This window comes from Algivirga pacifica, assembly GCF_039543525.1.
GTDB lineage: Bacteria > Bacteroidota > Bacteroidia > Cytophagales > Flammeovirgaceae > Algivirga > Algivirga pacifica.
Window position 1 is genome coordinate 186,956 of sequence record NZ_BAABJX010000022.1, and the last position, 26,679, is coordinate 213,634.

Annotated in this window: 18 protein-coding genes; 7 read left to right on the forward strand and 11 right to left on the reverse strand. The window is 39.8% G+C overall.

Translation table 11 applies throughout. From position 1 onward, the window contains the following. Positions 1 to 220: 220 nt before the first annotated feature. Positions 221 to 1,423, forward strand: coding sequence for a tRNA 2-thiouridine(34) synthase MnmA (mnmA, locus tag ABD985_RS07720; RefSeq protein ID WP_345370635.1), 1,203 nt, complete (start codon positions 221 to 223; stop codon positions 1,421 to 1,423). A gap of 43 nt (positions 1,424 to 1,466) precedes the next feature. Here the strand turns inward: mnmA and pruA are convergent, their stop codons facing one another. The 3 genes from pruA to ABD985_RS07735 form a co-directional block, all read right to left on the reverse strand. Further along, positions 1,467 to 3,104 (reverse strand): L-glutamate gamma-semialdehyde dehydrogenase, encoded by a 1,638-nt coding sequence (gene pruA, locus ABD985_RS07725; protein ID WP_345370637.1) that lies wholly within the window; start codon positions 3,102 to 3,104, stop codon positions 1,467 to 1,469. Positions 3,105 to 3,373: 269 nt separating this feature from the next. Continuing rightward, on the reverse strand, positions 3,374 to 4,159 hold the full coding sequence (locus tag ABD985_RS07730) for a hypothetical protein (RefSeq protein WP_345370639.1): 786 nt from the start codon (positions 4,157 to 4,159) through the stop codon (positions 3,374 to 3,376). An 11-nt stretch (positions 4,160 to 4,170) separates the two neighbouring features. Next, positions 4,171 to 5,643, reverse strand: coding sequence for a BatD family protein (locus ABD985_RS07735; RefSeq protein WP_345370640.1), 1,473 nt, complete (start codon positions 5,641 to 5,643; stop codon positions 4,171 to 4,173). A 272-nt stretch (positions 5,644 to 5,915) separates the two neighbouring features. Here ABD985_RS07735 and ABD985_RS07740 point away from each other — a divergent pair, with 272 nt between their 5' ends. Beyond that, positions 5,916 to 6,071 (forward strand): hypothetical protein, encoded by a 156-nt coding sequence (locus tag ABD985_RS07740; protein WP_345370642.1) that lies wholly within the window; start codon positions 5,916 to 5,918, stop codon positions 6,069 to 6,071. A 74-nt stretch (positions 6,072 to 6,145) separates the two neighbouring features. Here ABD985_RS07740 and queG read toward each other — a convergent pair whose 3' ends face one another. Continuing rightward, positions 6,146 to 7,084 carry a tRNA epoxyqueuosine(34) reductase QueG gene (queG, locus tag ABD985_RS07745; protein ID WP_345370644.1) on the reverse strand — a complete coding sequence of 313 codons (939 nt, stop codon included), beginning with the start codon at positions 7,082 to 7,084 and terminating at the stop codon, positions 6,146 to 6,148. 195 nt (positions 7,085 to 7,279) lie between these two features. Between queG and recQ the strand changes: the two genes are divergently transcribed. Then, complete coding sequence (gene recQ / locus ABD985_RS07750; protein WP_345370645.1) at positions 7,280 to 9,445, forward strand: DNA helicase RecQ; 2,166 nt, start codon at positions 7,280 to 7,282, stop codon at positions 9,443 to 9,445. A 344-nt stretch (positions 9,446 to 9,789) separates the two neighbouring features. Here recQ and ABD985_RS07755 read toward each other — a convergent pair whose 3' ends face one another. Continuing rightward, complete coding sequence (locus ABD985_RS07755) at positions 9,790 to 11,880, reverse strand: BatA domain-containing protein (protein WP_345370647.1); 2,091 nt, start codon at positions 11,878 to 11,880, stop codon at positions 9,790 to 9,792. 233 nt (positions 11,881 to 12,113) lie between these two features. On the opposite strand from ABD985_RS07755, the gene ABD985_RS07760 reads away from it, so the two are divergent. Together ABD985_RS07760 and ABD985_RS07765 are read left to right on the forward strand one after the other, a co-directional pair. Next, a complete protein-coding gene (locus ABD985_RS07760; RefSeq protein WP_345370650.1) occupies positions 12,114 to 12,704 on the forward strand; it encodes an OmpH/Skp family outer membrane protein in 591 nt (196 codons plus the stop codon). A gap of 198 nt (positions 12,705 to 12,902) precedes the next feature. Further along, positions 12,903 to 13,310: a DUF1573 domain-containing protein gene (locus ABD985_RS07765; RefSeq protein ID WP_345370651.1), complete on the forward strand. Its 408-nt coding sequence runs from the start codon at positions 12,903 to 12,905 to the stop codon at positions 13,308 to 13,310. A 49-nt stretch (positions 13,311 to 13,359) separates the two neighbouring features. Here the strand turns inward: ABD985_RS07765 and ABD985_RS07770 are convergent, their stop codons facing one another. The 6 genes from ABD985_RS07770 to ABD985_RS07795 all read right to left on the reverse strand — a co-directional run bounded on the left by ABD985_RS07770 (position 13,360) and on the right by ABD985_RS07795 (position 21,532). Then, on the reverse strand, positions 13,360 to 14,139 hold the full coding sequence (locus ABD985_RS07770; protein ID WP_345370653.1) for a DUF6048 family protein: 780 nt from the start codon (positions 14,137 to 14,139) through the stop codon (positions 13,360 to 13,362). Beyond that, on the reverse strand, positions 14,093 to 15,094 hold the full coding sequence (locus ABD985_RS07775; RefSeq protein ID WP_345370654.1) for a hypothetical protein: 1,002 nt from the start codon (positions 15,092 to 15,094) through the stop codon (positions 14,093 to 14,095). The genes ABD985_RS07770 and ABD985_RS07775 overlap by 47 nt, the downstream gene beginning before the upstream one ends. A gap of 182 nt (positions 15,095 to 15,276) precedes the next feature. After that, positions 15,277 to 16,455 carry an acetyl-CoA C-acyltransferase gene (locus tag ABD985_RS07780; RefSeq protein WP_345370656.1) on the reverse strand — a complete coding sequence of 393 codons (1,179 nt, stop codon included), beginning with the start codon at positions 16,453 to 16,455 and terminating at the stop codon, positions 15,277 to 15,279. Positions 16,456 to 16,566: 111 nt separating this feature from the next. Beyond that, positions 16,567 to 18,972, reverse strand: a complete 2,406-nt coding sequence (locus ABD985_RS07785; RefSeq protein ID WP_345370658.1) for a 3-hydroxyacyl-CoA dehydrogenase/enoyl-CoA hydratase family protein — start codon at positions 18,970 to 18,972, stop codon at positions 16,567 to 16,569. Between the two features lie 359 nt (positions 18,973 to 19,331). Next, positions 19,332 to 19,874: a MarR family winged helix-turn-helix transcriptional regulator gene (locus tag ABD985_RS07790; protein ID WP_345370660.1), complete on the reverse strand. Its 543-nt coding sequence runs from the start codon at positions 19,872 to 19,874 to the stop codon at positions 19,332 to 19,334. Between the two features lie 494 nt (positions 19,875 to 20,368). Beyond that, positions 20,369 to 21,532, reverse strand: coding sequence for an AIR synthase related protein (locus ABD985_RS07795; RefSeq protein WP_345370662.1), 1,164 nt, complete (start codon positions 21,530 to 21,532; stop codon positions 20,369 to 20,371). A 633-nt stretch (positions 21,533 to 22,165) separates the two neighbouring features. On the opposite strand from ABD985_RS07795, the gene ABD985_RS07800 reads away from it, so the two are divergent. Next, positions 22,166 to 25,165, forward strand: coding sequence for an amidohydrolase family protein (locus tag ABD985_RS07800; RefSeq protein WP_345370664.1), 3,000 nt, complete (start codon positions 22,166 to 22,168; stop codon positions 25,163 to 25,165). 88 nt (positions 25,166 to 25,253) lie between these two features. Then, positions 25,254 to 26,567, forward strand: a complete 1,314-nt coding sequence (locus tag ABD985_RS07805) for an amidohydrolase family protein (RefSeq protein ID WP_345370666.1) — start codon at positions 25,254 to 25,256, stop codon at positions 26,565 to 26,567. Positions 26,568 to 26,679: the final 112 nt, after the last annotated feature.

Below are 26,679 nucleotides of genomic sequence, written 5' to 3' on the forward strand. Positions count from 1 at the left end.
GTAAACTTATAATTAAGTACCACTTTCGAATGGAGGAAGGATGAAGGAATATATATACTTAGAGCGTAATTATTAATCTCTCACCCTTCTTCCTTTATCCTTAAACCGTTTGAAAATAGCACTTATCTGTAAGTTTATTTGGTGTTTTAATTCATGAGTAACATCAAAAAATAATTTTATTAATGATAAGGGGCCTTTACCCCCTTTAATCTGTAAAGTAATGGCAAAAAGAGTAGTTGTAGGACTATCCGGAGGGGTAGATTCAAGTGTTGCCGCTCACCTTTTGATTCAGCAAGGATATGAGGTGATCGGTCTTTTTATGATCAACTGGCATGATGGTAGTGTAACCATCAATGGAGAGTGCCCTTGGATTGACGACAGTAATGATGCCCTATTGGTGGCACAGAAACTGGGAATTCCTTTTCAAACCATTGACCTGAGCAAGCAGTATAAGTCACGTATTGTAGACTATATGTTTGAGGAATATGAGAAAGGCCGTACGCCCAACCCGGATGTACTGTGTAATCGTGAGATTAAGTTTGATGTATTCATGGATGCTGCCATGCAATTGGGAGCAGACTATGTCGCTACGGGACACTATTGTCGTAGAGCGGAAACGACAGATGCTGATGGAAACACCGTATATCAGTTAAAGGCAGGGGTAGACGGAAATAAAGATCAAAGTTATTTCCTTTGTCAGTTATCTCAGGAGCAATTATCCAAAGCATTATTTCCGATTGGTGAATTGACGAAGCCAGAGGTGAGGGAAATTGCTAAGGAATTAGATTTGATCACTGCAGAAAAGAAAGACTCTCAAGGATTGTGTTTTATAGGAAAAGTAAAATTGCCTGATTTCCTGAAACAGCAGTTACAACCTAAGGAAGGAGATATTATAGAGGTACCTGTTGATCTGGAAAAATTACAGGATGTTGATATAGATGCCCTACCATTTACAGAGCGTATTCAGAAACTTAAATTCCTTACAGCTCCTTATCAGTTTGAGCAAACGGATGGAAAAGTAGTAGGAAGACATCAAGGGGCACATTATTATACGATTGGTCAGCGTAAAGGATTGGGTGTTGGAGGAACGATTAAGCCTTTGTTTGTCATTGCTACAGATACTCAAGAAAACGTGATTTATACGGGACAAGGAGATGATCACCCAGGTCTAAATCGTATAGGGTTATATATCCATAAGGATGAAATTCATTGGACCAGAGAAGATCTGGCAATGGAGGTAGGACAATCAGAAAGGTATGAATGTCGAATCCGTTACAGACAGCCTTTGGAATGGGCAACCTTATATATGGAAGAGGATGGACTATACATTATCTTTGACCAACCACAGAAAGGAATTGCTGCAGGACAATTTGCAGCTTGGTATAAAGATGAGGAGTCGATAGGCTCTGGTGTTATCAGTTAATAAAAAAGGCTGCAGTTTCCTGCAGCCTTTTTTTATTATAAGATTATTTATCCATGAATGGATATTTATAATCTGTAGGAGAAACGAAAGTTTCTTTGATCATTCTTGGAGATACCCAACGCAATAGGTTCAAGATAGAACCCGCTTTATCGTTAGTACCTGATCCTCTGGCACCACCGAATGGCTGCTGTCCTACTACCGCCCCTGTTGGCTTATCGTTGATGTAGAAGTTACCAGCAGTGTTAACCAATTTTTTAGTAGCATGCTCAATAGCATAACGGTCAGTCGCGAAGATCGCTCCCGTCAATGCATATGGAGAAGTATTATCTACCAAGTAAATCGCTTTGTCAAATGCTTCAGTTTCGTAAACATAGATCGTTACAACTGGACCGAAGATCTCTTCTTGCATAGATTCGTACATTGGATCAGTAGTAACGATTACTGTAGGTTCTACAAAGTATCCTTTTGATTTATCGTAGTTACCACCAGCAATTACTTCACAGTGATCAGAAGCTTTTGCACGATCGATATAACCAGAAATCTTATCAAATGAACGCTCGTTGATTACCGCAGAGAAGAAGTTACTCATTTCTTCAGGAGAACCCATATAGTTGCTGATGATATCGTCAATATCAGCTTTTAAGTAGCTTTCAACATCAGCCCAAATGTTACGAGGGATATAACATCTTGATGCTGCAGAACACTTTTGTCCTTGGAACTCAAATGCACCTCTTGTGATTGCCGTAGCAACGGCTTTAGCATCAGCAGATTTGTGTGCAAGGATATAATCCTTACCACCTGTCTCACCTACGATGCGAGGGTAAGTTTTATATTTTGTGATGTTCTCACCAATTGTTTTCCAAAGGTGTTGGAATACTCCAGTAGAGCCAGTGAAGTGTAGTCCAGCGAAATCAGGGTGGTTGAATACCACATCTCCAGCATCAGGACCTTCTGCATAAACTAAGTTGATTACACCATCAGGAACACCTGCTTCTCTGAATAAGTCCATCAATACTTTTGCAGAGTAAACTTGATCGTCTGAAGGTTTCCAAACAACGGTGTTACCCATCATGGCAGGAGCAGCAGGAAGGTTACCCGCAATTGCTGTAAAGTTGAATGGAGTGATAGCAAAAATAAACCCTTCTAATGGACGGTGCTCTAGACGGTTCCAGATACCAGCAGAAGATTCAGGTTGCTCAGCGTAGATTTGTGTCATATACTCTACGTTGAAACGCAAGAAATCTACCAACTCACAAGCAGAGTCAATTTCTGCTTGGTAAACAGTTTTTGATTGCCCCAGCATAGTCGAAGCATTTAGCTTGGCACGGTATGGTCCTGCTGCCAAGTCTGCCGCCTTAAGGAAAATAGAGGCTCTGTGTTCCCAAGACATTTCAGCCCAAAGTGTTCTTGCTCCCAGTGCAGCATTAACCGCTTGCTCTACGTGTGATTTATCTCCGTAGTGGTATTTAGCAAGTACGCGTTGGTGATCATGTGGAGATGAGAATTCTCTAAGGTCAGAAGTTCTGATTTCTTCGCTTCCAATGTACATTGGAATGTCGATTACTTCTGAACGCATTTTTTCAACCATTGCTTGTAGCTCTTCTCTTTCAGGGCTACCCGGTAGATAATTTTTTACCGGCTCGTTCTGTGCCTTTGGCACATTGAAGATTCCTTTTGGCATGAATATGTGTATTTTAATAGATAATAATAGTAGTATGTGAATAGCAGTAAAGGTAGAAAAATTACTACGATTTCCTGCAAAGGTAGAAACTATGCTTAAAACCTAAAATGATAAAGGTAAGAAGGTATAAGGTAAGAAGTAAAAGGTATAAGGTATAAGGTAAGGGTACCCCTTGTGGTCACCTCAAAAAACATAACTCAACTCATCGAAGGTGAAACTCAACAAAGCGAAGCTTTACTCAACCAGTGGCGTAAGCCGCCTCAACAAAGTTATTCTGCAATGACAGAAACAGTCACTTGGTTAGAAAGGGCAGTACTGTCTGTTCCTCGGATCAAGAAGCTATAAGTCTGATTGGGACCATTGGGAGAGAGCGTGTATAGTTCTGAGAATCCTTGTGGAGTTCCTTCTACAGTAATTGTTCTTACATCAATAACTTCTTCGATAAAAGCACTGTCCGGATTGATTTCTTCGGGATTAAAGGTACGCTCTAGCAATACCACGCCAATGCTCGATAAGTTTTTATCTCGATCGTCTAAATTACCTTCCAGAGTAAATTCTCCGGCAGGGATGAAAATAGTGTCTTCTCCAAAAGGAAAGTTGAATAAAGAGATGGAAGGAGCCTGATTAATTACCTCAAAATCGATGGATTGTGGTATTCCTTGATTCTCTGCGTCATCTTCAAAATTAATGGTAAGTTGATAGTTTCCTGAAGCGATTTGATTACTTCCCAAGGCGATTTCCCTAAATATTTTGGTTTGAGCCCCTCCTATAAAGAAAGTTGTATCAAAAGAAATTAAAGAAGGATACTGAAAGTTATCAGGAGTATCTCCTAAAGGATTTACGGATAAGGTGTAACTATATAAAGCCAGGTCATCTTGAAAAAAACCAGAAATAATAAGGGCATCAGTAATATCCAGTTCGTCAATAACAGCATTTTCTGTACTGTTATTGACGCGAAAATCTTCTAGCGTTGGAGGAGTATCATCGTTATACTCACCACATGAAAATAGTAATCCACTGATGATAGCAAGCAAGAAAAAGTATTTGATATTCATGAATTACCCTCTTATTTTTTTAGCATGACATAGGTTCCTCCAGCCAAGGCTAGTAGTACTAAAGCATTCATAATATATTGTGGCCAAGCAATGGTATGTAGGGACTTTAAGGTATTGTCCTTTTCCTCCAATTGCTGATAGAAGGCATCCTGATTCTCAGTAATACGGCTATCTTTTAGACTTTTGCCAGTTACGTTAAATTGAGCTTCCGGAATAAGCTGTTCGTACTTATGGGTGCGAGGATTAAAGTATGTCCAACTTAAGTAGTCCTTCATAGAATAGTTTCCAGCTTCTTGAGGTTCTATGTAATAGTTAAATGATTTTTCTCCAAAGACCTTTCCGTTAGAGCGGTTGATATTTTGAATAATTCCAGGCTCGTAGAATAAAAGGTCGTCACTTTCTTTTAAGGTAGGTGCTGGAATTGTCAAAATATTTCCTTCTCCTTGAATAGAGAGCTTATAGGAGATGCTTTCTCCTGTTTTCATCTCAGGTTTTACAGTACTTTCTTTTAGTCGGAAATTCCCTACACTTACTACATCCTTTAATGGGTGAGCAGGTAAAGCTTTTACCTTGATGGTTTTAGCTTTGGAGTAATAAGTTTTGAAATCTTGTTTTTGTCTACGACCAAAGAATGAAGCTCTTTTGGAAACCTTGTATTTAATCATTTCCAGTCCTACGCTTGGGATCGTAATGTCTTCTTCGTTTAGAGGGTAGAATGTAGCTTCATAGATTTTATGTTTTCTATAAGCTTTTCCTCTGATCTGTACATATTCTGGGTGAATACTACTGATATCGAAGTTTTCTTCCCAACAGTTCTTAGGCTGTATGGTTTTTTTGATCTCTGTGAGTTGCTCCAGTAGTTTATAAAAATCAAGTCTAGCCTTATTGTCTACTGCTTCATACCAGGCAATCGTTAGATTAAAGCCCTCTCCTCTATATACCTCGCTTTTATCTGTGGTAATGGCAAAGAAGGCGTCGTCTTTTACTTCAACGAATTCCTCTTCTTGATCCTGCTGGTCTCTTCTGAAAAAAGGAAACCCTCCAAATGGATCGAATGGATCATAGGCTTGTGCCTGCTTGGCTGGTCCTACTTTGATTGTAGCTCCATTACTTTTGATTTTTTGTCCATTGGCAGTGATAGTGAAAGGACGTAATCGGAACGTTCCTTGTTTACTTGGACGGTATTCTTGTATAATACTATGAGAGGAAGATACTGCTCCATTGATAATATTGGTACTATAGGAAGAGGATGGACGTCCCTTAGTAAATCCTTTGATATCAGGAAAACCGGAATAACTTTTCAATTTTCCATTTTGTACCTTAAGGGTAATACGGTAGTATTCATTTTCTCCGATTTCTGAATTGCCCAGCTCGATAGAAATTTGCTGCGCTTTCAATATTCCTATCGAAAGCCCCCATGCGAGTAGTGTCAACCACCAAAAACGGTGTTGGAAGATTGAAGAGTTCAGCTTTGTTAATATCATTTTTAAAAGTACTTATTACACTTTATCTACAAAATTACTATATTGTTGCCCGGATAAGTCTAATAGATAGAACTATTTCAACAAATTATTACCTTTTATGTTAAAAACTGTTTAGAGTCTATCAATCGTGTAACTTGAACACCCAAGCGATCGTAAGAGTAAGTAACCAAGCTAAAATTACTGATCTGTGTACAGACTATTATAGCTTTTAACATAGCTTAACAGGACTTCCAAACAAATCATTATCATTAACTTTAAACCGTTTAACCAACATGCTAGAATACTCTAAGACAATTCTTGAAAAGGTTTCTTTTGATCGTAACCTATTTGAGAAAGAGCTTAACAAGGCGTTTGCCTTATTGACAAGAGATGAGACACTTAAGCTTAAAATATGGTGTTCTCAACGATTTACAGATTTCTGTTACTAGCAATGGAACTTTACTTTTAAAATCAAGCAACATCCAAATGATATAACAAAAAAGGCTCCGAGAAAGGAGCCTTTTTATTTTTTCTGCACGAATTTGATGTTGCGCTTTAGGCCTTCCAATTTTGTTCTTTTAATGGCAGACTTTTTAAAGAGCGTACGAAAAACTTCATCGGTAATTTCTTCCCAGTCTTTTTTGCTCATATCCTCCAGTTGCTCATGGGGTGAGAGTTCTGGTGTATGATGTGGACGTGAAAAACGATTCCAGGGACAAACATCCTGACATATATCACAACCAAAGATCCAATCCTTAAATTTCCCACTCACTTCATCTGGAATAGCATCTTTCAGTTCAATGGTAAAGTAGGAGATGCATTTGCTTCCATCTACAATACCATTGCCAACAATCGCATCAGTGGGACAGGCATCTATACATCTTGTACAGGTCCCGCAATAGTCTTTGACAGGGCCGTCAGGTTCTAATTCCAAGTCTAGAATGAGTTCAGCAATAAAGAAGAAGCTTCCTCTATTTTTGTTGAGTAATAGACTGTTTTTACCAATCCAACCCATGCCTGCTTTTTGTGCCCATTGTCTTTCCATCACAGGAGCGGAGTCCACAAAGACTCTCCCGTCTATATCTCCAATTTCTTCTTGCAATATCTTGAGAAGCTCTTTTAATTTCCATTTGATGATATGGTGATAATCTTCTCCGTAAGCGTATTTGGCTATTTTATAGGTATCCTCATTTGCTCCCAGATCTTTTTCAGGGTAATAGTTGAGCATAAGCATCACCATGGACTTAGCCCCGGGAACGAGTTTGGTAGGGTCTAATCTTTTCTCAAAGTGATTGGCCATATACCCCATTTGCCCATGCATATTTTGTTGTAGCCAGTTTTCCAGTTTAGGAGCTTCTTCTTCCAAAAAGCCAGCTTTGGCAATTCCACAATAATCAAAGCCTAATTCAGCGGCTTTTTCCTTGACTAATGCAGTATGACGTTGGATCGTAGTATCTTTCATGACTGTTGTGTTGGTAGACAGTGCATACAAAGGTAAAGAGTAAAATGGAAAATCGTATCTTTACAAAAATTATCACGAGTACATATATATTGACTTCACAGGGGCTTTTTTCATGTATGGGGTGTATTGCTTTGACATCTCCCTTTAAAAATTAAGTTCTGTAGAAATCTTTTAATTATTAATTCCCCTATGTTAATGTTGACGATAGATCGCGCGAAAGAAGCATTGAAAAAATATTTTGGTTATGACCGCTTCCGTCCTATGCAGGAAGAGATCATTACTAATGTGCTGGAACGTAAAGACACTTTGGTGCTGATGCCTACAGGTGGTGGAAAATCAGTTTGTTACCAGATTCCTGCGATGGTGATGCCGGGTGTTGCGATTGTCGTATCTCCTTTAATAGCCTTGATGAAGGATCAGGTAGAAGGCTTAGTGAGTAATGGTATACCGGCTGCTTTTCTGAATAGTAGTCTTTCGCTTGATGAGCAGATGATGGTGGAGCATCAGGTAAGGACAGAGCAAATCAAGTTGTTGTATGTATCTCCAGAGAAATTGGTATCACCTCAGTTTATGGGGTTTTTAAGAGGGTTATCCATTAGTCTTTTTGCAATAGATGAGGCGCACTGTATTTCTGCCTGGGGACATGACTTTAGGCCAGAGTATACACAAATGGCTTTATTAAAACAGACTTTTCCTGAGGTACCAGTTATAGCTCTTACGGCAACAGCAGACAAAATTACTCGAAGAGATATTTTGTCACAGCTGAGATTACAACAGGCAACGCAGTTTGTATCTTCTTTTGATCGTCCTAATTTATCGTTGACAGTGTTGCCGGGACAGAATAGGTTTAAGCAAATTCTTCGTTTTATAGAAAGTCGTCAGGGGCAATCAGGAATTATATATTGCCTTAGTAGAAAAGGTACAGAGTCTTTGGCTAAAAAGTTATCGGCGGAGGGAATTATAGCGGACTATTATCATGCAGGGATGAGTCCGACAGAAAGAGATCGAGTACAAGAGTCCTTTATACAGGATCGTATTCCAATTATATGTGCGACGGTTGCTTTCGGGATGGGAATTGATAAATCCAATGTGCGTTGGGTGATGCATTACAACATGCCCAAAAACATCGAAAGTTATTATCAGGAAATCGGACGTGCAGGTCGGGATGGCGTTAAAGCAGACACAGTACTGTTTTACAGTTATGCTGACGTCATGACCCTCAGGGATTTCTTGGATGATAGTGGGCAAAAGGAATTACAGTTGAATAAACTGCTACGGATGCAGCAGTATGCGGAAGCAAAAACTTGTAGAAGAAAGATGCTCTTAAGTTATTTTGGAGAGACCCTTTCGGAAAACTGTGGGAACTGTGATGTTTGTGCTAACCCTCCAGAAACTTTTGATGGTACTCTGATTGCCCAAAAGGCTATGTCAGCCATAGCCCGTTTGGCTGATCCCAAGTTGAATGACTTAAAGAAATCAATTTCGGTGGCTACCGGAATGCTGATTGATATCTTGAGAGGCTCCAGTCGAGTGGATTTATTACAGAAAGGGTTTGATAAGATCAAAACGTATGGAGCTGGCAGGGATATATCTTATAATGATTGGCAGCTGTATTTACAGCAGATGCTTCATTTGGGATTGGTAGAGATTGCCTATGACCAGAATAATGTTGTTCGTTTAACAGAAGAAAGCTGGAAAATTCTAGGAAACCAATCAAAAGTAGAGTTTACTAAATTATCTTCTATTCGAGAGACCTTCCAGAAAGCTACTGCTTCTCCTCGTAAGAAGAGTAAGAAAGAAGAACTGTTTGATGGACTGTTTGAGCTGTTGAGACAAACTCGTGCCGAGATTGCTTTGCAGCGTAATATCCCTCCTTATGTGGTATTTAGTGATGCTACCTTGGAGGATATGGCTAAGAAACGCCCTGTATCTATTAAGGATATGATGGGTATTTCCGGAGTAGGTGAGAAAAAGCTAAAAGATTTCGGAAATGCTTTTATTGGTGTCATTGTGAAGTTTATTGTCCAAAAAGCCAAGCAAGGATATAACATTAAAGGAAGTACACAGTTGTTAACCTATGAGCTTTATCAAACAGGTTTGTCTGTTAAAGAAATAGCACAGGAAAGAAAACTCAACGAGAAAAGTATCTATACGCACTTGGGTGCCTTGTATGAAATGGGATACAATATTGATCTATTTAAGTACATCGAAATCAGTGACATTGAGTTAGTGAAGAAGGCAATCATTGAGACAGGGGAGCGAGAGATGGTGAAGCCTATCTTTGATTATTTGGAGGAGAAATTAGATTACTATCAGATTAGTATGGCAAAAGCTTATATTAATCGACATGGTATTCAGTGATAAGTGTTCATGGTTTTCTGTTAGGAATATTTCACTTAAATTTTGTATTTACTTTTATTAACATTATATTACATCCGAAATACAAACCGATTCAATTATATACTACTTACTTACTAAGACATTACTAAGGGTAACCCCTGCAACTTTTTAAGCTGCAGGGGTTTTTTATGTTCATGTTGTTTAATTGAGCTTCGCTCGTTCATAGTGTTTAGTTGAATTATTAAATTTCAATACTTCGTATTGAGTTGAATTTCACCGAAGGTGAAACTCGAGACACCATGTAATGGATTCAACTAAACATTATGAACGAGCGAAGCTCAATTAAACAATATGAACAAACGAAATTATAGCTCAATTTCTGAATATGATCGCTCTGGTGTGCTAATCTGATTAGTTTTCCAGAAGCGGATTAGAAGTATTTCAAATACCAAAGCAATAAGGGCAGCGATAAGGAAATAGCGCCATAAAGGCTTAGCTATATTCTCATCCCTGAAAAGGCGGGAGAATTGATCTGTTGAGATATCGTCATAGACTTGTACATTCTTATGTGATTTGAAGAGCTCTTTTAGTTCTTCATTACTATAACTTTCTAGTACTGATTCTTTTTGATCGTAGTTGAGTGCTACATATCCCATTTTTTTCCCGTCAGAAGCTTGTTGTATTTCGTAATTACCAGCTTCTATTCCTGACTTAGGAACCTGTAAGAGTAGTGCATTACTACTTACTTGTTGAGAAGGGATAAGTTCATATTGATCTTTAACCAGCTTGTAAACTTCTCCTTTATTCAAGTTTTCTAATTGTACAGGAATGACATCATCACTAAAGAAATGCCCTAATTTTTCATCACTGACTTTACTGTTAAGTGCTATTTTATACATCACAGGTACAAATACAGCATGTTTTGCAAAGTTACTGAACAGGCCATTGAGTGGAGCAGAAAAAAGGTAAGTACGATTGTTACGTCCCTTGATAGCCGATAAAAAACGATCTCCTGTTTGAAGTTTTAAAAGGTCATCCGATAAAGCGTTCCATTGAATAACAGCCATCGCCTTGGGCATACTCATTCGTGTTTGCAGTTTCTCAAAGACGCCATCAAAGAAAGGGTTTTCGGATTTAGGAACAGCAATTTTCGCCTGACTCTCCTCTTTTACTTCTTTAGGTAATGTTTTTCTCTGTATAGGGATACCTAGTGCAGTAGTGTAACTGTTGATGTCGGGATTGCTTCCAGGAAAAACAGCTAGGTTCACCCCTTGATCAGCCGCTGCAGATAGTGCCGTGGCAAGAGCATCATTGATGCGGTCAATTCCTTCCAAAATGATAAGATCAGCACGGTTTAGCTCACTGAAGTCAACACTACCAGCAGTGTAGGATTTGACCTTGAAAAAGGATTCTCCGTCATAGACGTTATTGAGGTAAGCAATATTTTCGGAGCCTATAAGTACGATGTTAATGGTAGGAGCAACTTTGACAACAAAGTGATAGTCGTTATCAAAAGAAACGGGATAGTCCTCAATACTAACTCTGCATGGATGATTGCCTGCATTTTCTACGGCAAAAGAGAGCTCAATATCTTTTTTACTTCCAGCGTTTACAGAAATAGAGGCAGAAGAGACTTGTCGTTCCCCTATGTAAAGTTTAACGACTTTATTGTTACTTTTCTCAATACTATGATTAGCAACACGTACATGGAGTACATGGTTTTCTCTTTCTTTGACAAAAGGTACTTGCATCCAGACAGAATCAATATACATATTAGTAGGACTGTCTGCAATCACTGGCAGAAGGTGGATACGATTAGTAGTGTCTAAAGCTATATGATTGATTTGTCCAATAGTAGCATATTGAAAATCAGAGATCCAGAAAATCTGATTGCCTTGAGTAGGGCTATTTTTACGTAAGGCTTCCAATTGTTTATTGTAAATATCCTCCAAGGCCCTACCGGTGTTGCTATAATCGATTTCTACAAGTTTCTCCTCAATCTTAGCCTTTTCCTGAAAGAAGCCAGATTGCGCTTTGAAGCCGTTATCTAGAAGTTGGTAGACCGTACTACTTGGAAATACGGATATAATTTGTTCGGTATAGCTTTTCCCTTCATCCAATAGCTTTCTTCCATTGGTTTCATTCTCCATGCTAAAAGAGTTGTCCAGATAGATACTAACGTAATTTTCTCCATCTGTTATGGCAATATCTTGCTCGTTAGGAATATAAGGTCGGGCAAAGACTATAACCAATAACCCTATGAAGGCCATTCGGCTTAGCATAATCAGTATATTTTTTAGTCGATTGCGGGAATTAGTAACTTCCTTAACGGATTTGAGAAAATGTACATTTGTAAAGTAAACTTTCTTCGCTCGTTGAAAATTGAAGAAATGAATAATTAGAGGTATTGCCATCAGGAGCAATCCATACAAATATGTAGGATACAGAAAATGCATAATTCAAAGAAATAGATGACTGATAAGAAGTGCGAAGTGTGTAAATCTTGCTTTTACCTTAATATATAGAATGTGTCTTATATATTGATGAATATTATTAAATCTATTACTACAAATCCATGAAATATTTCAGTTTTTTGGGTGATAAAACTATATTTGTTTCTGTTCTGCACATTGGAACGTCTATTTTTTAGGTATTTTTTTAATAGAACATAACTAAACTAAGAGATAAAGTGAAAAAGTTATTAATGATACTAGGAGTCGCTGCTTCTGCAGTGGCGTGTAACCAGCAAACTCCTACCACTGTTTCAAATACAGCATCTGCTCCATCAATTGCTTACATCAACAACGATACCCTTTCGATGCATTATAAATATGCAGAGGATCGTAATAAGGAGTTCAGAGCACAATACGAAAAGGCAGGGAAAGATCTACAGGTACGCATTCAGAAGCTACAGAACGAGATCGTAAACTTCCAGAAGCGTGCGCAAGCAGGTTTAATGTCTCAAAATCAAATCCAGAAGAAGCAGCAGGAATTGGCGAAAAAAGAGCAGGAGCTAGCAATCATGAAGCAGTCTCAGGAGCAAGGTTTGATGGCTGAGAACGCTGATATCTTAATGGAAGTAAAAAACCGTGTAAAAGCACATGTTGATTCTGTAAGCGAAGCGGATAACTACTCATTGGTATTGGGCTATGATGAGGCAACTTCTACCCTTATTTGGTCAATGCCACAAGTAAAAGACATTACTTGGGAGGTGTTAGAAGGTTTGAACGCTGAGTACGAAAAAGAAGCAGCCTCTAAAGAAACAGAAGAGAAGAAGTAATATTATTTCATAACTCTTGGATAGTTATGAGATCGTATTTAAATATTAAGAGGCCAAGAACTTAAGTTTTTGGCCTTTTTTGATGAGTCAGTTGTCTTCTTTTAGATAGAAGGAAAAACGTTAAGAGAATTTAAATAGACTGCTTAAAAAATAATATTTGTCTATTTTAATTTCGAGAACTAAACCATAGTATCAATTATGAAGAAAGTATTATTATTGGTGGCTCTGCCCCTACTCTTGATTGTGAACGCTTTTGGACAAGAAGCTAAAGTGGATGGTCCAAAAATTACTTTTGAAGAAACTAAACATGAGTTTGGAGACATTACTCAAGGTGATGTAGTGACACACGTATTTAAGTTTAAGAACGAAGGTACAGCTCCTTTGCAATTAAATAATGTAAGAACCACTTGTGGTTGTACAGCTCCACAGTGGCCAAAAGAGGCCATTATGCCAGGAGAAACATCTGAGATCAAAGTGGTTTTTAATAGCCGTGGTAAAAGAGGTCTTCAGAATAAAGTAATTACGATTTATTCGAATGCAGTGAACAATACTGAAACAGTGAAAATTGTTACTAATGTATTGATGCCTAAGCAGGAAACTGAATAATTTTCAATTTTTAATGAGGAGTTATTAATTAATAATTCCTCATTAAAAATTAATATCTTTCTAATAGTTGCTCCTCCGTAATATCCACCTTCGTTTTCCAAAGCGGAATTTTGTATAAAAGCCTCATCTGTAGGATCATTTTTGAGTTATTCTGCTTATTCAGTCCAAATCCTGGAATATCATTCGCTGTAATCAGGTCATCCGTAAAGTTTAAAGGAACTCCCAGAGCGGTACTTAAATCAACATAGAAGTTTCCTAAAATACGGTATTTAATACCTGCCATGACCTGTACCCAATGTGCATTTACATTTTCTTCCCTAAGTTCTTGTTGTTCGGAAGGCTCTTCCCAATAGTCACTGCCTTGTGATAAATAGGAACTATATTGATCAAATTGGGCAAAGGCATATTTAGCCCCAATATATAAGCCACTATAAGTGCTTTCTTTAGCTAAAAGGTTGTATTCTACTCCTCCTCTCCAGAAAAAACCATCACTTTGATAGACATAGCGACGAGTATCGTCTTCTGTTAATGTAAATTCTCCTGAACGAGTAATATCTTGTAAGCCATACTCCAGAGTAAAAAATAAGGCATTGTCTAGCATAATATCTCCGTAGAGATACCACTTCTCTACTTTGTCATCAAATAGACTTTCACCAATCCCAATAATATCTGCACCAAGGCGAATCCCACTAAGCTTAAAAGGACGTGGCTCAATGGCAGTGACCATTGGAGGTAAGGACTGTTCTTTCTCAGGAGCTTTTTGTTGTGCCCATGAGAAAGTACTACAAATCGTCAACAGCAGTAGGTTGCTGAGTAAATATCTTAACATTTGGAATGGTGTTGTTACTGTTGATAATGGAACGATTGATGAGAGCAGAATCAAATAAGATGCCCGAAGGAAAAGCAGTGCTATCGATGCCAATACTGTCTTCGCTTATTAGTCGTAGGTTGCCCAGTGCTTCGTTTTGTAGACAGCCTTCAAAATCATCAATGATAGAAATATTGGAGCTAAAAGTGAAAGTGATTTGTTGACTTTCAATTAGACCATTTTCAGCACGTTCTTCAAAAACCAAGGTAATAGATTCTTCGCCTGGGATTAACTCTACTATAAAAGAGGTTACCTCACCAGCCAAAGAAGTAAGAATAGGTCTATTGGGAAATTCTTTTCGATAGACTCTTTCAAAAAGTTTACTAACAGGAGTATCTGTTACAGGATCAAAGAAACTAATTACCATTTCCTGATTAGGGGATACGTCGGTACAGTTGGCAATGAAAATACGAATATTGGCGGTGGTTGTATCTCCATTAATAAGGGCGGGGCCTACACTTCCTTCCTCATCAAAAATAACAAGGGAATCAAAAATAGCACTATCTCTAAATTTGATGATAGATTGGGCTTGGTCAGTATCTCCATTGATCAGCGCTTGAAGGTTGCCGAATGTTTCAAAGTTACCACAATCTGGACCATTGATGATTACTTTCTTTTGATAAGATAAATGAAGGGTATCCTGTAATCCCTGTATGGCAAACACGAAAGATATTTGCTCTTGTTCTGTACTTAAAGGAAGACGGTAAGCATCGTTATTATCTCTAGGAATATTACCTCCTTGAAATGTAGTACTGTAGCCATACACGCTATCAAAGTCAATGGTGATGTCATCATTGTCAGAAGGATCCAGAAAGCGAACAACCACTCTTCCATCTGGAGGAGTTTGGGGATCACAGTCCTGACAAGCAGAGAGTAAAGAAAGAAGTCCCAGTAATATAATATATTTTAGTCTCATAAAAAGTGGATCATTATCCTATTGGTTTTCCAATGCAAAGTACAAGTCTTATGGAAAAAATGAGGAGTTTTCATCCGATGAATTTAAGAAGATCCTCGTTAAAAAAATAAAAAGGCACAGATGAAACCACCTGTGCCTTTGAGAATGAACACTTTATCTCATATCACAAACAAAAAGAGATATTATAGTAGCTCGTAAATACCAGCTACCCCTTGACCACCCCCTACACAGGCAGTGACCATACCGTATTTCTGATTTCTTCTTCTCATCTCATTGAACAACTGAACAGAAAGCTTAGCACCTGTACATCCTAATGGGTGGCCCAATGCGATTGCTCCACCGTTCACGTTGATGATATCCGGGTTCAAGTCCATTGCCTTGATTACCCCTAGTGATTGAGCTGCAAAAGCTTCATTTAGCTCGATTTGCTCAATATCACTGATGTTCAGGCCAGCTTGCTTAAGCGCTTTTGGAATTGCTGCTACTGGTCCGATACCCATGATGCGAGGATCTACCCCTGCCGATGCGTAAGAAACCATTCTTGCAATTGGCTGAAGGTTTAGCTCTTTTACCATACGCTCAGACATCACCATCACAAACGCAGCTCCATCAGAAGTTTGAGAAGAGTTACCGGCTGTTACCGAACCACCATTTTTAAATGCTGGTCTTAGTCTCGCCAATCCTTCGATACTCGAAGGTCTTGGTCCTTCATCCGTGTCAACGATATATTCTCTGGTATCTTTTTTACCTTTTGCGTTTAGGTAAGTTTCCTTTACTGTGATAGGAACGATATCATCCTTGAAACGACCATTTTTGATCGCATCCATCGCCTTCTCATGTGATCTTACTGCAAAAGCATCAGCTTCTTCACGAGAGATCTCATAATCTTTCGCTACTTCTTCTGCCGTCAATCCCATACTTAAATAGTATTGAGGTGTTTCAGTAGCAATTTTATAGTTCAAGGCAGTCTTGTATCCCATCATAGGAACCATTGACATAGACTCCGTACCACCAGCGATGATACAGTCTGCCATACCTGCTCTAATTTTTGCAGTAGCCATTGAGATAGTCTCAATACCTGAACCACAGTAACGGTTGACTGTTACACCAGGAACATCAATCACCTCTGGTCCGAAAGCCAATAGAGAGATCATACGTCCCATTTGCATTCCTTGTTCTGCTTCAGGAATAGCGTTACCTACAATCAGGTCATCAATTCTTTTAGGGTCAAGCTGCGGCACAGAGGCCATTAGGTGCTTGATCACATCTGCTGCCAGGTCATCCGGACGGGTAAAACGGAACCCTCCTTTTTTTGCCTTACCGACAGCTGTTCTATATCCAGCAACGATATATGCTTCCATAGTAATATATTTTTGAGATGGCAGGGCCATCTATAAGATTCAAGAATAATGTTAAACTTTAATAGACTTCGTATAGAGGAATATTCTTCATTAAAAATTCCTCATTTTTCATTAGTTACGAAGTGGTCTGCCTTTGAACAGGATGCTTTGGATACGCTCTAAGGTCTTGCGCTCTCCACATAGTGAAAGGAATGCTTCTCTTTCCAGATCCAACAGGTAAGATTCAGAAACCTCTGTTGGCTGTGAAAGGTCACCACCGTTCATGACATAGTTCAGTTTTCTGGCGATTAGTGCATCGTGCTCAGATGCCCAGTGACCATACTGCATACCTGTAACACCAGCCTCAAACAATGCCATACCGGCACGTCCTTGTACCTTGATGTCTTTTCTTTCAACAGGCTGCATATAACCATCTGCCAATTGAAGTACCTTTTGCTTCGCATCTGCAATGACACGGCTACGGTTTAGGGTTACTTCAGAAATACTGTTCATGAAGCCCATTTCCTTCATTTCTCCTGCAGAAGTAGCCACTTTAGCCGTAGCAATAGCCATAAATGCATCTTGTAGGCGGTTGTACTCCACATCACCATTCTTATAGCTATCAGAGGTTCTTAGCGCCATTTCTTTGGTACCACCCCCACCAGGGATCAAACCAACACCTACTTCTACCAGTCCCATATACGTTTCTGCATGTGCTTGGATAGCGTCACAGTGCATTGATAGCTCACATCCACCACCCAATGCAAGACCTGAAGTCGCTGCAACTACCGGGATAGAAGAGAATCTTGCTCTCATCATTGTTTTCTGGAACGTCTGGATCATGAAGTTCACTTCATCCCATTCCTGCTCACAAGCAAACATGAATAACATCGCTAGGTTAGCACCTGCTGAGAATTGCTGTGCCTCGTTACCGATCACCAATCCTTTCCAGTTTTCTGTTTCAGCTTTCGTGATAGCCGTATTGATACCTTCAAGGATCTCAGCACCCAAGGCATTCATTTTTGTATGGAACTCCAGGTTCAATACACCATCTCCAATATCGAATAGTGTTGCGCCTGCATTGCTCCATACTACGTTAGAAGCACGTAGGTTGTCCAGAAGAATCTTATCTTCCGTTCCTGGAACTACCTTATAAGATTTTGTAGGGATGTCGTAGTAGTAACGCTTACCATTTTCTGCTTTATAGAAAGAAGTATGGCCTGCAGCGATCATTTCATCTACCCAAGGAGCTGGAGTTTCTCCTGCCTCTTTCATTTTTTCTGCAGTGGCAGCAACACCAGCAAGATCCCATGTTTCAAATGGTCCAATTTCCCAACCGAAACCAGCACAAACTGCTTGGTCAATACGGTATAACTCATCCGCGATCTCAGGAATACGGTTAGAGCAGTAACGGAATACATCGTAGAATGTCTTACGATAGAACTCACCCGCTTTATCTTCAAAGTTTAGAAGGAAAGGAAGACGCTCTTTTAGGTTCTCAATCTCTTTGGAAGCTTCCAAAGCTTTGAACTTACCTCTGGTTTTTGGACCATATTCCATAGTCTCCAGATTAAGCTCTAGAATGACTTTCTTGCCGTTCTCATCTTTGGTTTTCTTGTAGTAACCTTGCTTACGCTTGTCACCCCACCATCCTTTGTCATATACTTCCTGAACAATACGAGTAAGCTTGAAAGCATCTCTCGACTCATCCTCTGGAAGACCTTCGTAAAGGTTGTTGGCTACATTGACCATAGTGTCCAAACCTACTACATCCGTAGTTCTGAATGTCGCAGATTTAGGTCTACCTAGTACAGGACCTGTCAATTTATCTACTTCGCCTACCGTTAGCCCCATTTCTTCTACGACTTTCATCGCAGACATCATAGAGTATACTCCGATACGGTTAGCGATAAAGGCAGGAGTATCTTTACATAATACTGTTTCTTTACCCAGGAACTTGTCTCCATAGTGCATTAGGAAATCAACAATCTCCGGATCAGTTTCAGGAGCGGGAATAATCTCCAAAAGTCTTAGATAACGTGGAGGGTTGAAGAAGTGTGTGCCACAGAAGTGCTTGCGGAAGTCGTCGCTTCTTCCGTCTACCATAAACTTCATAGGAATACCAGAGGTATTCGAAGTAATCAAGGTGCCTGGCTTGCGGTATTTCTCTACTTGCTCAAATACGATTTTCTTGATGTCCAGTCGCTCTACAACTACCTCAATAACCCAGTCACACTCAGAGATCATAGACATATTGTCCTCAAAGTTGCCTGTAGTAACGAGCTTGCTAACACTTTTTGTGAAGATTGGTGATGGCTTCGACTTGATTGCAGTTTGTAATGCGTCGTTCACCAAGCGGTTTCTTACAGCTTTGTCCTGTAGTGTCAGTCCGGCAGCTTGTTCTTTCTCGGTCAGTTCTCTTGGAACGATGTCCAGTAATACGACCTCTACGCCAATGTTCGCAAAATGAAGGGCAATTCTAGAGCCCATCACTCCGGAACCTAATACGGCCACTTTCTTGATAGTTCTGTTTTTCATTTTTGTGCTATTTGTAGCGTGATATTTATTGGTAATCTGATTTTAAATAATGAATGAGTGGTTAGGCCTCATACTGTATGCTTTTATTGGTTGTAGCAGTTAGGTTCTTACTGTGAACTCCCGGTTGACTCAAAAAATAGCCGGTACTTTCATGTTGTTTGCTAACAATAACGCTCAGGGTATTACAACCAGCCTACAAGAGACTAGTACTCATTGATTTATATATGTGTTTCTTTTTGTTGGCAATTGCCTACAAAAAGGTGTTTTCAGTTTATGTGCTTAAGCAGCAGTTCGGTTGTTATTGGGAGTAACCACGAGGGTTGTCCTGTTGTGTTGTGGGGCGACCACGAGGGTCGCCCTTACAGTGGTTTTCTTTGGTTCGGAGGAATTACCTTGTCTTCGGTAATCCCTTTTTCAGCTAGGCGTTCCTTAATTTCATCCAACATTCCATGTTCAGGATCTTGAATGACATTGTGAACACTGTCCAGTACCTTGAAGAACGTTTCCATATCTTCTTCGGAAACGATATTTCGTACTCTGCCCTGAAAAACCTTTACCGTTTGCTTGGACATTTCCCGTTTCACTTTTCCTTTTTCTGTCAACTTAATGATTACCTTTCGGCGGTCATTTTCGTCGGCTACTCGCTCAATTACCCCTTGCTCTTCCATGGTTTTAAGCATTCTCGTCAAACTGCGAGCTTCCATGCCCATAAGGGGAGCGATCTTGGTGGCAGGGGTTCCTTCTTCTACGTCAATGTTCAGTAATACAAACCCTGTGGAGTGTGTGATATCAAAATCGGTTCCCAGTACATTGTACATTTTGGAGATGGCTAGCCACGCTCCTTTGATCCGAAAGTCAATCGACTGTCTCCTCTTTTCTGCCTTGTCAATTTTTGTCATCATCCGATTAGTTAGTAGTTGCCCTGAATGTATTTACATTTATTCAGAACAGTGATTTTTAAGTAATCATCCACTATAAGTGGTTGATTATTAATTATCTAAATGATTAAGTAAAGGTAACCTTTACCTGAAGTGCACGTTAGTTTAAATCAGCTTCTTTTTCAAAGATATAAAAAAAAGGTATGCATGCATAACAAATAGAAAAAAAAGTAAGGGAGAATTGGGAGGAAAGGGGAAGAGTGGGAGAAATAGATAGGGTTATTAACTATCTCCCTTGCGGGTAAGCTAGTTATTGAGATTGATTACCGAAGGAATAAAGAAGGCAATTACCTCAATAAACACAGAGACCTTGGTACATACCTTTTACTGGAACAATAAGAATATTGGACTTATAATAAAAAAAGCACAAAGTGTTGCCACTTCGTGCCTTCTTAAAATCTATCAATTCGGTGATAAGGAACGTTATCACTTTCCTTATTGATTAAACTCGATTTAACCTAGTACTCAAAAGTACCATACTGACTATTGATCGTCAAGCTCTTGCCTTCTGCCTCTTCTACTCTACCGATGATCTTAGCCTCTACGCCAAATGATTTAGAGATATCGATAATGTCCTGTGCATATTGCTCCGGAAGGTAGATCTCCATACGGTGCCCCATATTGAATACCTTGTACATTTCTTTCCAGTCTGTACCACTCTCTTTGTGGATCATCTCGAACAATGGAGGGATATCGAACATATTGTCCTTGATCACGTGAACGTTATCCACGAAGTGCAATACTTTGGTTTGTGCACCACCAGAACAGTGTACCATACCATTGATTACCTCACGGTAGCTTTCTAATGCTTTGATGATGATAGGTGCATACGTTCTCGTTGGAGAAAGTACCAATTTACCGGCATCTAGTGTAAGGTCAGCCACGGCATCTGTTAGCTTTTGTGTACCAGAGTATACCAAGTCGTTCGGTACCATATGGTCAAAGCTTTCTGGGTATTTCTCTGCCAGGTATTTGGCAAATACATCGTGGCGGGCAGAAGTCAGTCCGTTAGAACCCATACCTCCATTGTACTCTGATTCGTAAGTTGCTTGTCCGAAAGAAGCCAAACCAACAATTACGTCTCCCCCTTTGATATTATCGTTGCTGATTACATCAGAACGTTTCATACGAGTGGTTACGGTACTGTCTACGATCAGTGTTTTTACCAAATCACCTACGTCAGCAGTCTCCCCTCCAGTACTGATAATGTCCAGTCCATTGTCTCTTAGCATTTGAAGTACCTCTTCTGTACCGTTGATCAAAGCTGAGATGACTTCTCCTGGGATAAGGTTTTTGTTACGTCCGATCGTAGAAGATAGCAATGTTCTTCCTGTGGCACCTACACAAAGCAAGTCATCTGTATTCATCACAATCGCATCCTGTGCAATTCCTCTCCAAACCGACATATCACCGGTCTCTCTCCAGTATAGATATGCTAAGGATGATTTGGTACCTGCTCCGTCTGCGTGCATAATGTTGCAGTACTCCTCGTCTCCGGTTAGGTGATCTGGTACAATTTTACAGAATGCCTTGGGGAACAAACCCTTATCGATGTTCTTGATGGCTTTGTGGATATCTTCTTTGGAGGCAGAAACTCCTCTCTGTGCATATCTTTCTTCCATTGTTGTAACTTCTGATTAGTGCCTAGTGATCAGTAACTAGTGTCTATGTGATGAATAACTAATTGAATGATGCGGCAAAAATAGAAGAAAATCCTTAATAGTTAATAAGGTATAAGGTAAAAGGTAAGAGGTAAAAGGTAAGAGGTGAGGGAGATCTTATACAGTAGTTCCATGTGGGAGCACTGAAACGAGTCAAAGAGTTCAGATTTTATCGGTCGTTATACCTTAAATAAAGTAGAAAATCTCACAGATAAAATCGCTCTTTAACTATAATCTCGCTGTTAATATAGGCTTTCAGGTTAATCCTGTCGTTGTCTACGGAATTATATACCGTTTATCGCTTATTGGTTATCGTTTATAAACAATAACCGATAACCAATAAACTGATACCATACGACAACTTCAATCTTAACTACTATACTATAATTTGATTCTTATCTCAGGTCGTAGGATAAAATAGGGTCTCTTTTTTTGACGAGAGGTTTAAACAGTTTTAAGAAGGGTATTGTTTTGGAGTTTTCAGGATTTATGAAATTTTACGGTTGAAGTATAGATCGGCATATAATTGTTAATATATTGAGTTTTAATAGCAATTTATCAATTCAATTATTTACTATACATCAGTATTATTTTATGAAGAACGTCTCTCATTTTTTGATGGGGTTATGCTTTTTGCTGATGGGAAATGTACTCATGGCACAGGTCAATAAGCCTGTGAATGGAATTGCAGATTCCCGTAACGAAGCATATGCTTTTACCAACGCAACAATTTTTAAAGACTACCAAACTAAACTAGAGAACGCCACACTTCTCGTAAAGAAAGGAAAAATCGTAGCCGTAGGAAATGATGTGAAAATTCCTGCAGGGTATATTAAGATTGACCTTTCTGGTAAATCTATTTATCCATCCTTTATCGATTTGCATACGCAATATGGTTTGCCAAAACCAGCAGGAAGAGGAAGTTTCTGGTCTGCCAAAGAGCAAATCGAGTCGGCAAAAGAAGGAGCTTATAATGCTAACCAAGCGGTTAAGGCAGAGTTTTCCGCTTCAGAAGCTTTTAAGGTAAACAAAAAACAGGCGGAAGAACTGAGAAAGGCAGGGATCGGTGCTGTACTAACATTCCGTGCGGATGGAGTGGTAAGGGGTACTTCTACCCTTGTGACGCTGGCCGAAGAGGAAGAAAATGATGTGATGTTGAAGCAACGTGCCGGTGCACATTATGCTTTTGACAAAGGAACATCTACACAAATGTATCCGGTATCCATTATGGGATATGTAGCATTGCTGAGACAAACGTATCTGGATGCCTCATGGTATCAGGCGGGAGGAAACCAGGAAGTTAAGGATCTTTCATTAGATGCATTTATTGCACAGCAGTCGTTGCCTCAATTCTTCGATGCTTCAGATTTGTTGAACGTATTCCGTGCCGATAAGGTAGCTAATGAGTTTGGCGTAAACTATATCATTAAAGGGGATGGAAAAGAATACCAGCGCATTGAAGCACTGAAAAAGGCAAATACTCCTCTGATTGTCCCGGTAAGCTATCCAGAAGCGTATGATGTAACAGACCCTTATGATGCGATCCATGTGTCGTATGCACAAATGAAAGACTGGGAGCTTTCTCCAGCTAACTTGGGAATGTTGGAAAAAGCAGGAATTGAGTTTGCGATTACATCAGCAGACTTGAAGAAGCCGGAGCTATTGCTAGAGAATGTACGCAAGGCAGTAAAATATGGTCTTTCAGAGACTGCAGCATTAAAAGGATTGACGTATACGCCATCAAAGCTACTACGTGCAGAAGATCAGTTGGGTAGTCTGAATAAAGGCAATGTAGCCAACTTCTTGATTGCTTCAGGAAATATCTTTGAGGAAGGAAGTACGATTCACCAGAACTGGGTCCAAGGACATAACTATGAACTAAGCCCATTGGTAAGTCATGATTATGCGGGTACCTATAAGGTAACGGTAGGTGAAGAAAACTACGCTATGGTATTGGGAGGAACACCGGAAAAACCAACATTCCAGTTCCAGATCAATGATAGCACAGACCTTAAAACAAAAGGAAGCTTGAAAGAAGAGCTGATCACCTTGAACTTTGCACAGGACACTACCAAAGAAGCAAAATGGGTTCGTCTGTCAGGTTGGGTAACAGAGAAAGGATTTAAAGGAGAAGGACAGGATGTTGCCGGAAACTGGATAAAGTGGGAGGCAATGCTTGCCGGAGAGAAAAAAGACGACAAGAAAGAGGATAAGAAAGAAGAGGAAGAGACTTTAGCATTAGGTGAGGTCATCTATCCTTTTAACGCTTACGGACAAACAGTAAAGAAAGAGGCACAAACAACGATTTTCCAACATGCCACGGTATGGACTAACGAAGCAGAAGGTATTCTGGAAGATACGGATGTAATGGTGAAGGATGGGAAAATTGTACAGGTAGGGAAAGGGTTATCAGCAGAAGGAGCTGTTTATGTAGATGCTACCGGAAAACATCTGACATCAGGAATTATTGATGAGCACTCTCATATTGCACTTTCAGCGGTGAATGACGTAGCAGTAATGTCTTCTATGGTACGTATGGAAGATGCCGTTGATCCTGATGATGTTAATATCTATCGTCAGTTGTCAGGAGGTGTAACGGCAGCCCAGTTGTTGCATGGATCAGCAAACCCTGTAGGAGGACAGTCTGCATTGATCAAGTTACGTTGGGGTAAGACCGCCGACGAAATGTTGATTGAAGGGGCTGACGGCTTCATCAAGTTTGCATTGGGTGAAAACGTGAAACGTTCGTCTTGGGCGAGTTCTATTCGTTACCCTAGAACACGTATGGGTGTTGAGCAAGTTTACCGTGATGGCTTTACAAGAGCTAAAGCTTATGCAGAAGAGTGGGCGGCATACAATGCACTAAGTAAGAAAGAAAAGAAAAATACAGTTGCTCCAAGAAGAGATTTGCAGTTAGAGGCATTGGTAGAGATCATGACCAACAAGCGCTTCATCTCATGTCACTCTTATGTACAGTCTGAGATCAATATGTTGATGAAAGTGGCAGAGGATTTTGACTTCCGTGTCAATACTTTCACACATATTCTTGAAGGATACAAGGTGGCAGATAAAATGAAAGAGCACGGTGTAGGAGCTTCTACATTTGCTGATTGGTGGGCTTATAAGTTTGAGGTATATGAGGCGATTCCTTATAACGCTGCATTAATGACGGAGCAAGGTGTAACGACAGCGATCAACTCTGACGATGCGGAGATGGCGAGAAGATTGAATCAGGAAGCTGCCAAAACGGTGAAGTACGGTGGTATGTCGGAAGAGGAAGCATGGAAGATGGTTACCTTAAATCCTGCCAAGTTGTTGCATTTGGATGACCATATGGGAAGTATTAAGGTGGGTAAGGATGCCGATTTAGTACTATGGTCTGCAAATCCATTATCAATTTACGCGAAGGCGGAGAAAACGATAATTGATGGTGTCGTTTATTTTGATATCGAAGAGGATCAAAAGATGCGTGCCCAAATGAAAGCAGAAAAAGCACGTTTGACACAAGAAATGAAAGATGCGAAAAAAGGAGGAGCCAAAACGCGTAAGGCATCTCCAATGATGCGTCATCATTTCCATTGTGATGATCTGTAGGGCCGCGCCAATGGCGAGGCTGTACGGATATGATGCTCATATCCGTGTATTAAGGAATCAGATTTAAATAGATCAAAAGAAATATTTCATGAAATTGATTAAATATATCGTATCAGCATTTTTATGCTTGACCCTCGGGGTACAGGCAAATGCGCAGGTACCCGTTCCGGCTGTTCCCCAACAGCAGGCTGTCTTGATAAAAGGGGCTACACTTCACTTGGGAAATGGACAAGTGATTGAGAATGGCGCCATTACTTTTGAAGGGGGTAAGATTACCTATGTAGGAACGGTAGAAGGAGTTCCTGCCAATGATAATTATAAGGTAATTGAGGGAGCTGAAAAGCACGTATATCCAGGGTTGATTCTTCCTGCCACAGATCTAGGTTTACAGGAGATCGGACAGGTAGCGGCATCCAGAGATGATCGTGAGGTAGGACGTATTAATCCGGAAGTAAGAGGGGTTATTGCCTACAATACGGATTCACATGTTATTCCAACATTGCGCTCAAATGGTATTTTGACTGCTCAGGTCACTCCTCATGGAGGAATTTTTTCAGGAACATCTTCTATCGTACAGATGGATGCATGGAACTGGGAAGATGCATTAATTCGTGAAGATGATGGAGTACACCTCAACTGGCCAAGACAGTTCTTGCCTCCAAGATGGTGGATGGCAGAGAATGCCGGTAGACCTAACAAGAATTATGATAAAACGGTAGACCTGATTGAAGAAACAATCAGAGATGCAGCGGCTTATCATGAGAATGCCTTGGAGAATAACCTGAAAATGGAAGCCTTGAAAGGTTTGTTTGATGGTTCTAAGACATTGTATCTGCATGCGAGCTATGCAAAGGGTATTCTGAAAGGAGTACAATTGGCAAAAAAGCATGGCGTGAAGCGTATTGTATTGGTAGGAGGTGAAGAAGCGTGGTATGTGAAAGATTTCTTGAAGGACTTTAATATACCGGTTATTCTGGCAAATGTTCACCGTTTGCCACATCATGTAGATGAGGATGTTGATCTGCCTTACCGTTTGCCATTTATGTTGAAAGAGGCAGGGCTATTGGTAGGTTTGAGTTATGAAGGAGTGACGAGTGCCCGTAATCTCCCATTCTTTGCAGGAACAGCAGCGACTTATGGCTTGAATAAGGAAGAAGCATTGAAGTTGGTGACCGCTAATATGGCAGAGATTTTAGGAATCTCAGGACAGGTAGGAACACTTGAGCAAGGAAAAGAAGCAACATTGCTTTTAGCAGATGGCGATCTCTTGGACATGAGAACCAATGAGGTACGCAAAGCTTTTATCCAAGGTCGTGATATAGACTTGAATAACAAGCATAAAATGCTATACAATAAGTTCAAGCTGAAATATGCGCAGAAGCAAGAGCCGTTGGAGAACTAATTTTTAGTAATGAGTTATGGGTGAAGAGTTAGCAATGATACGTTTTAAGTAACTGAGCTTTCGCTCATTGAAAATTTTGATTTAAGATATTCGTTCTAAGGCGCTATCTTTA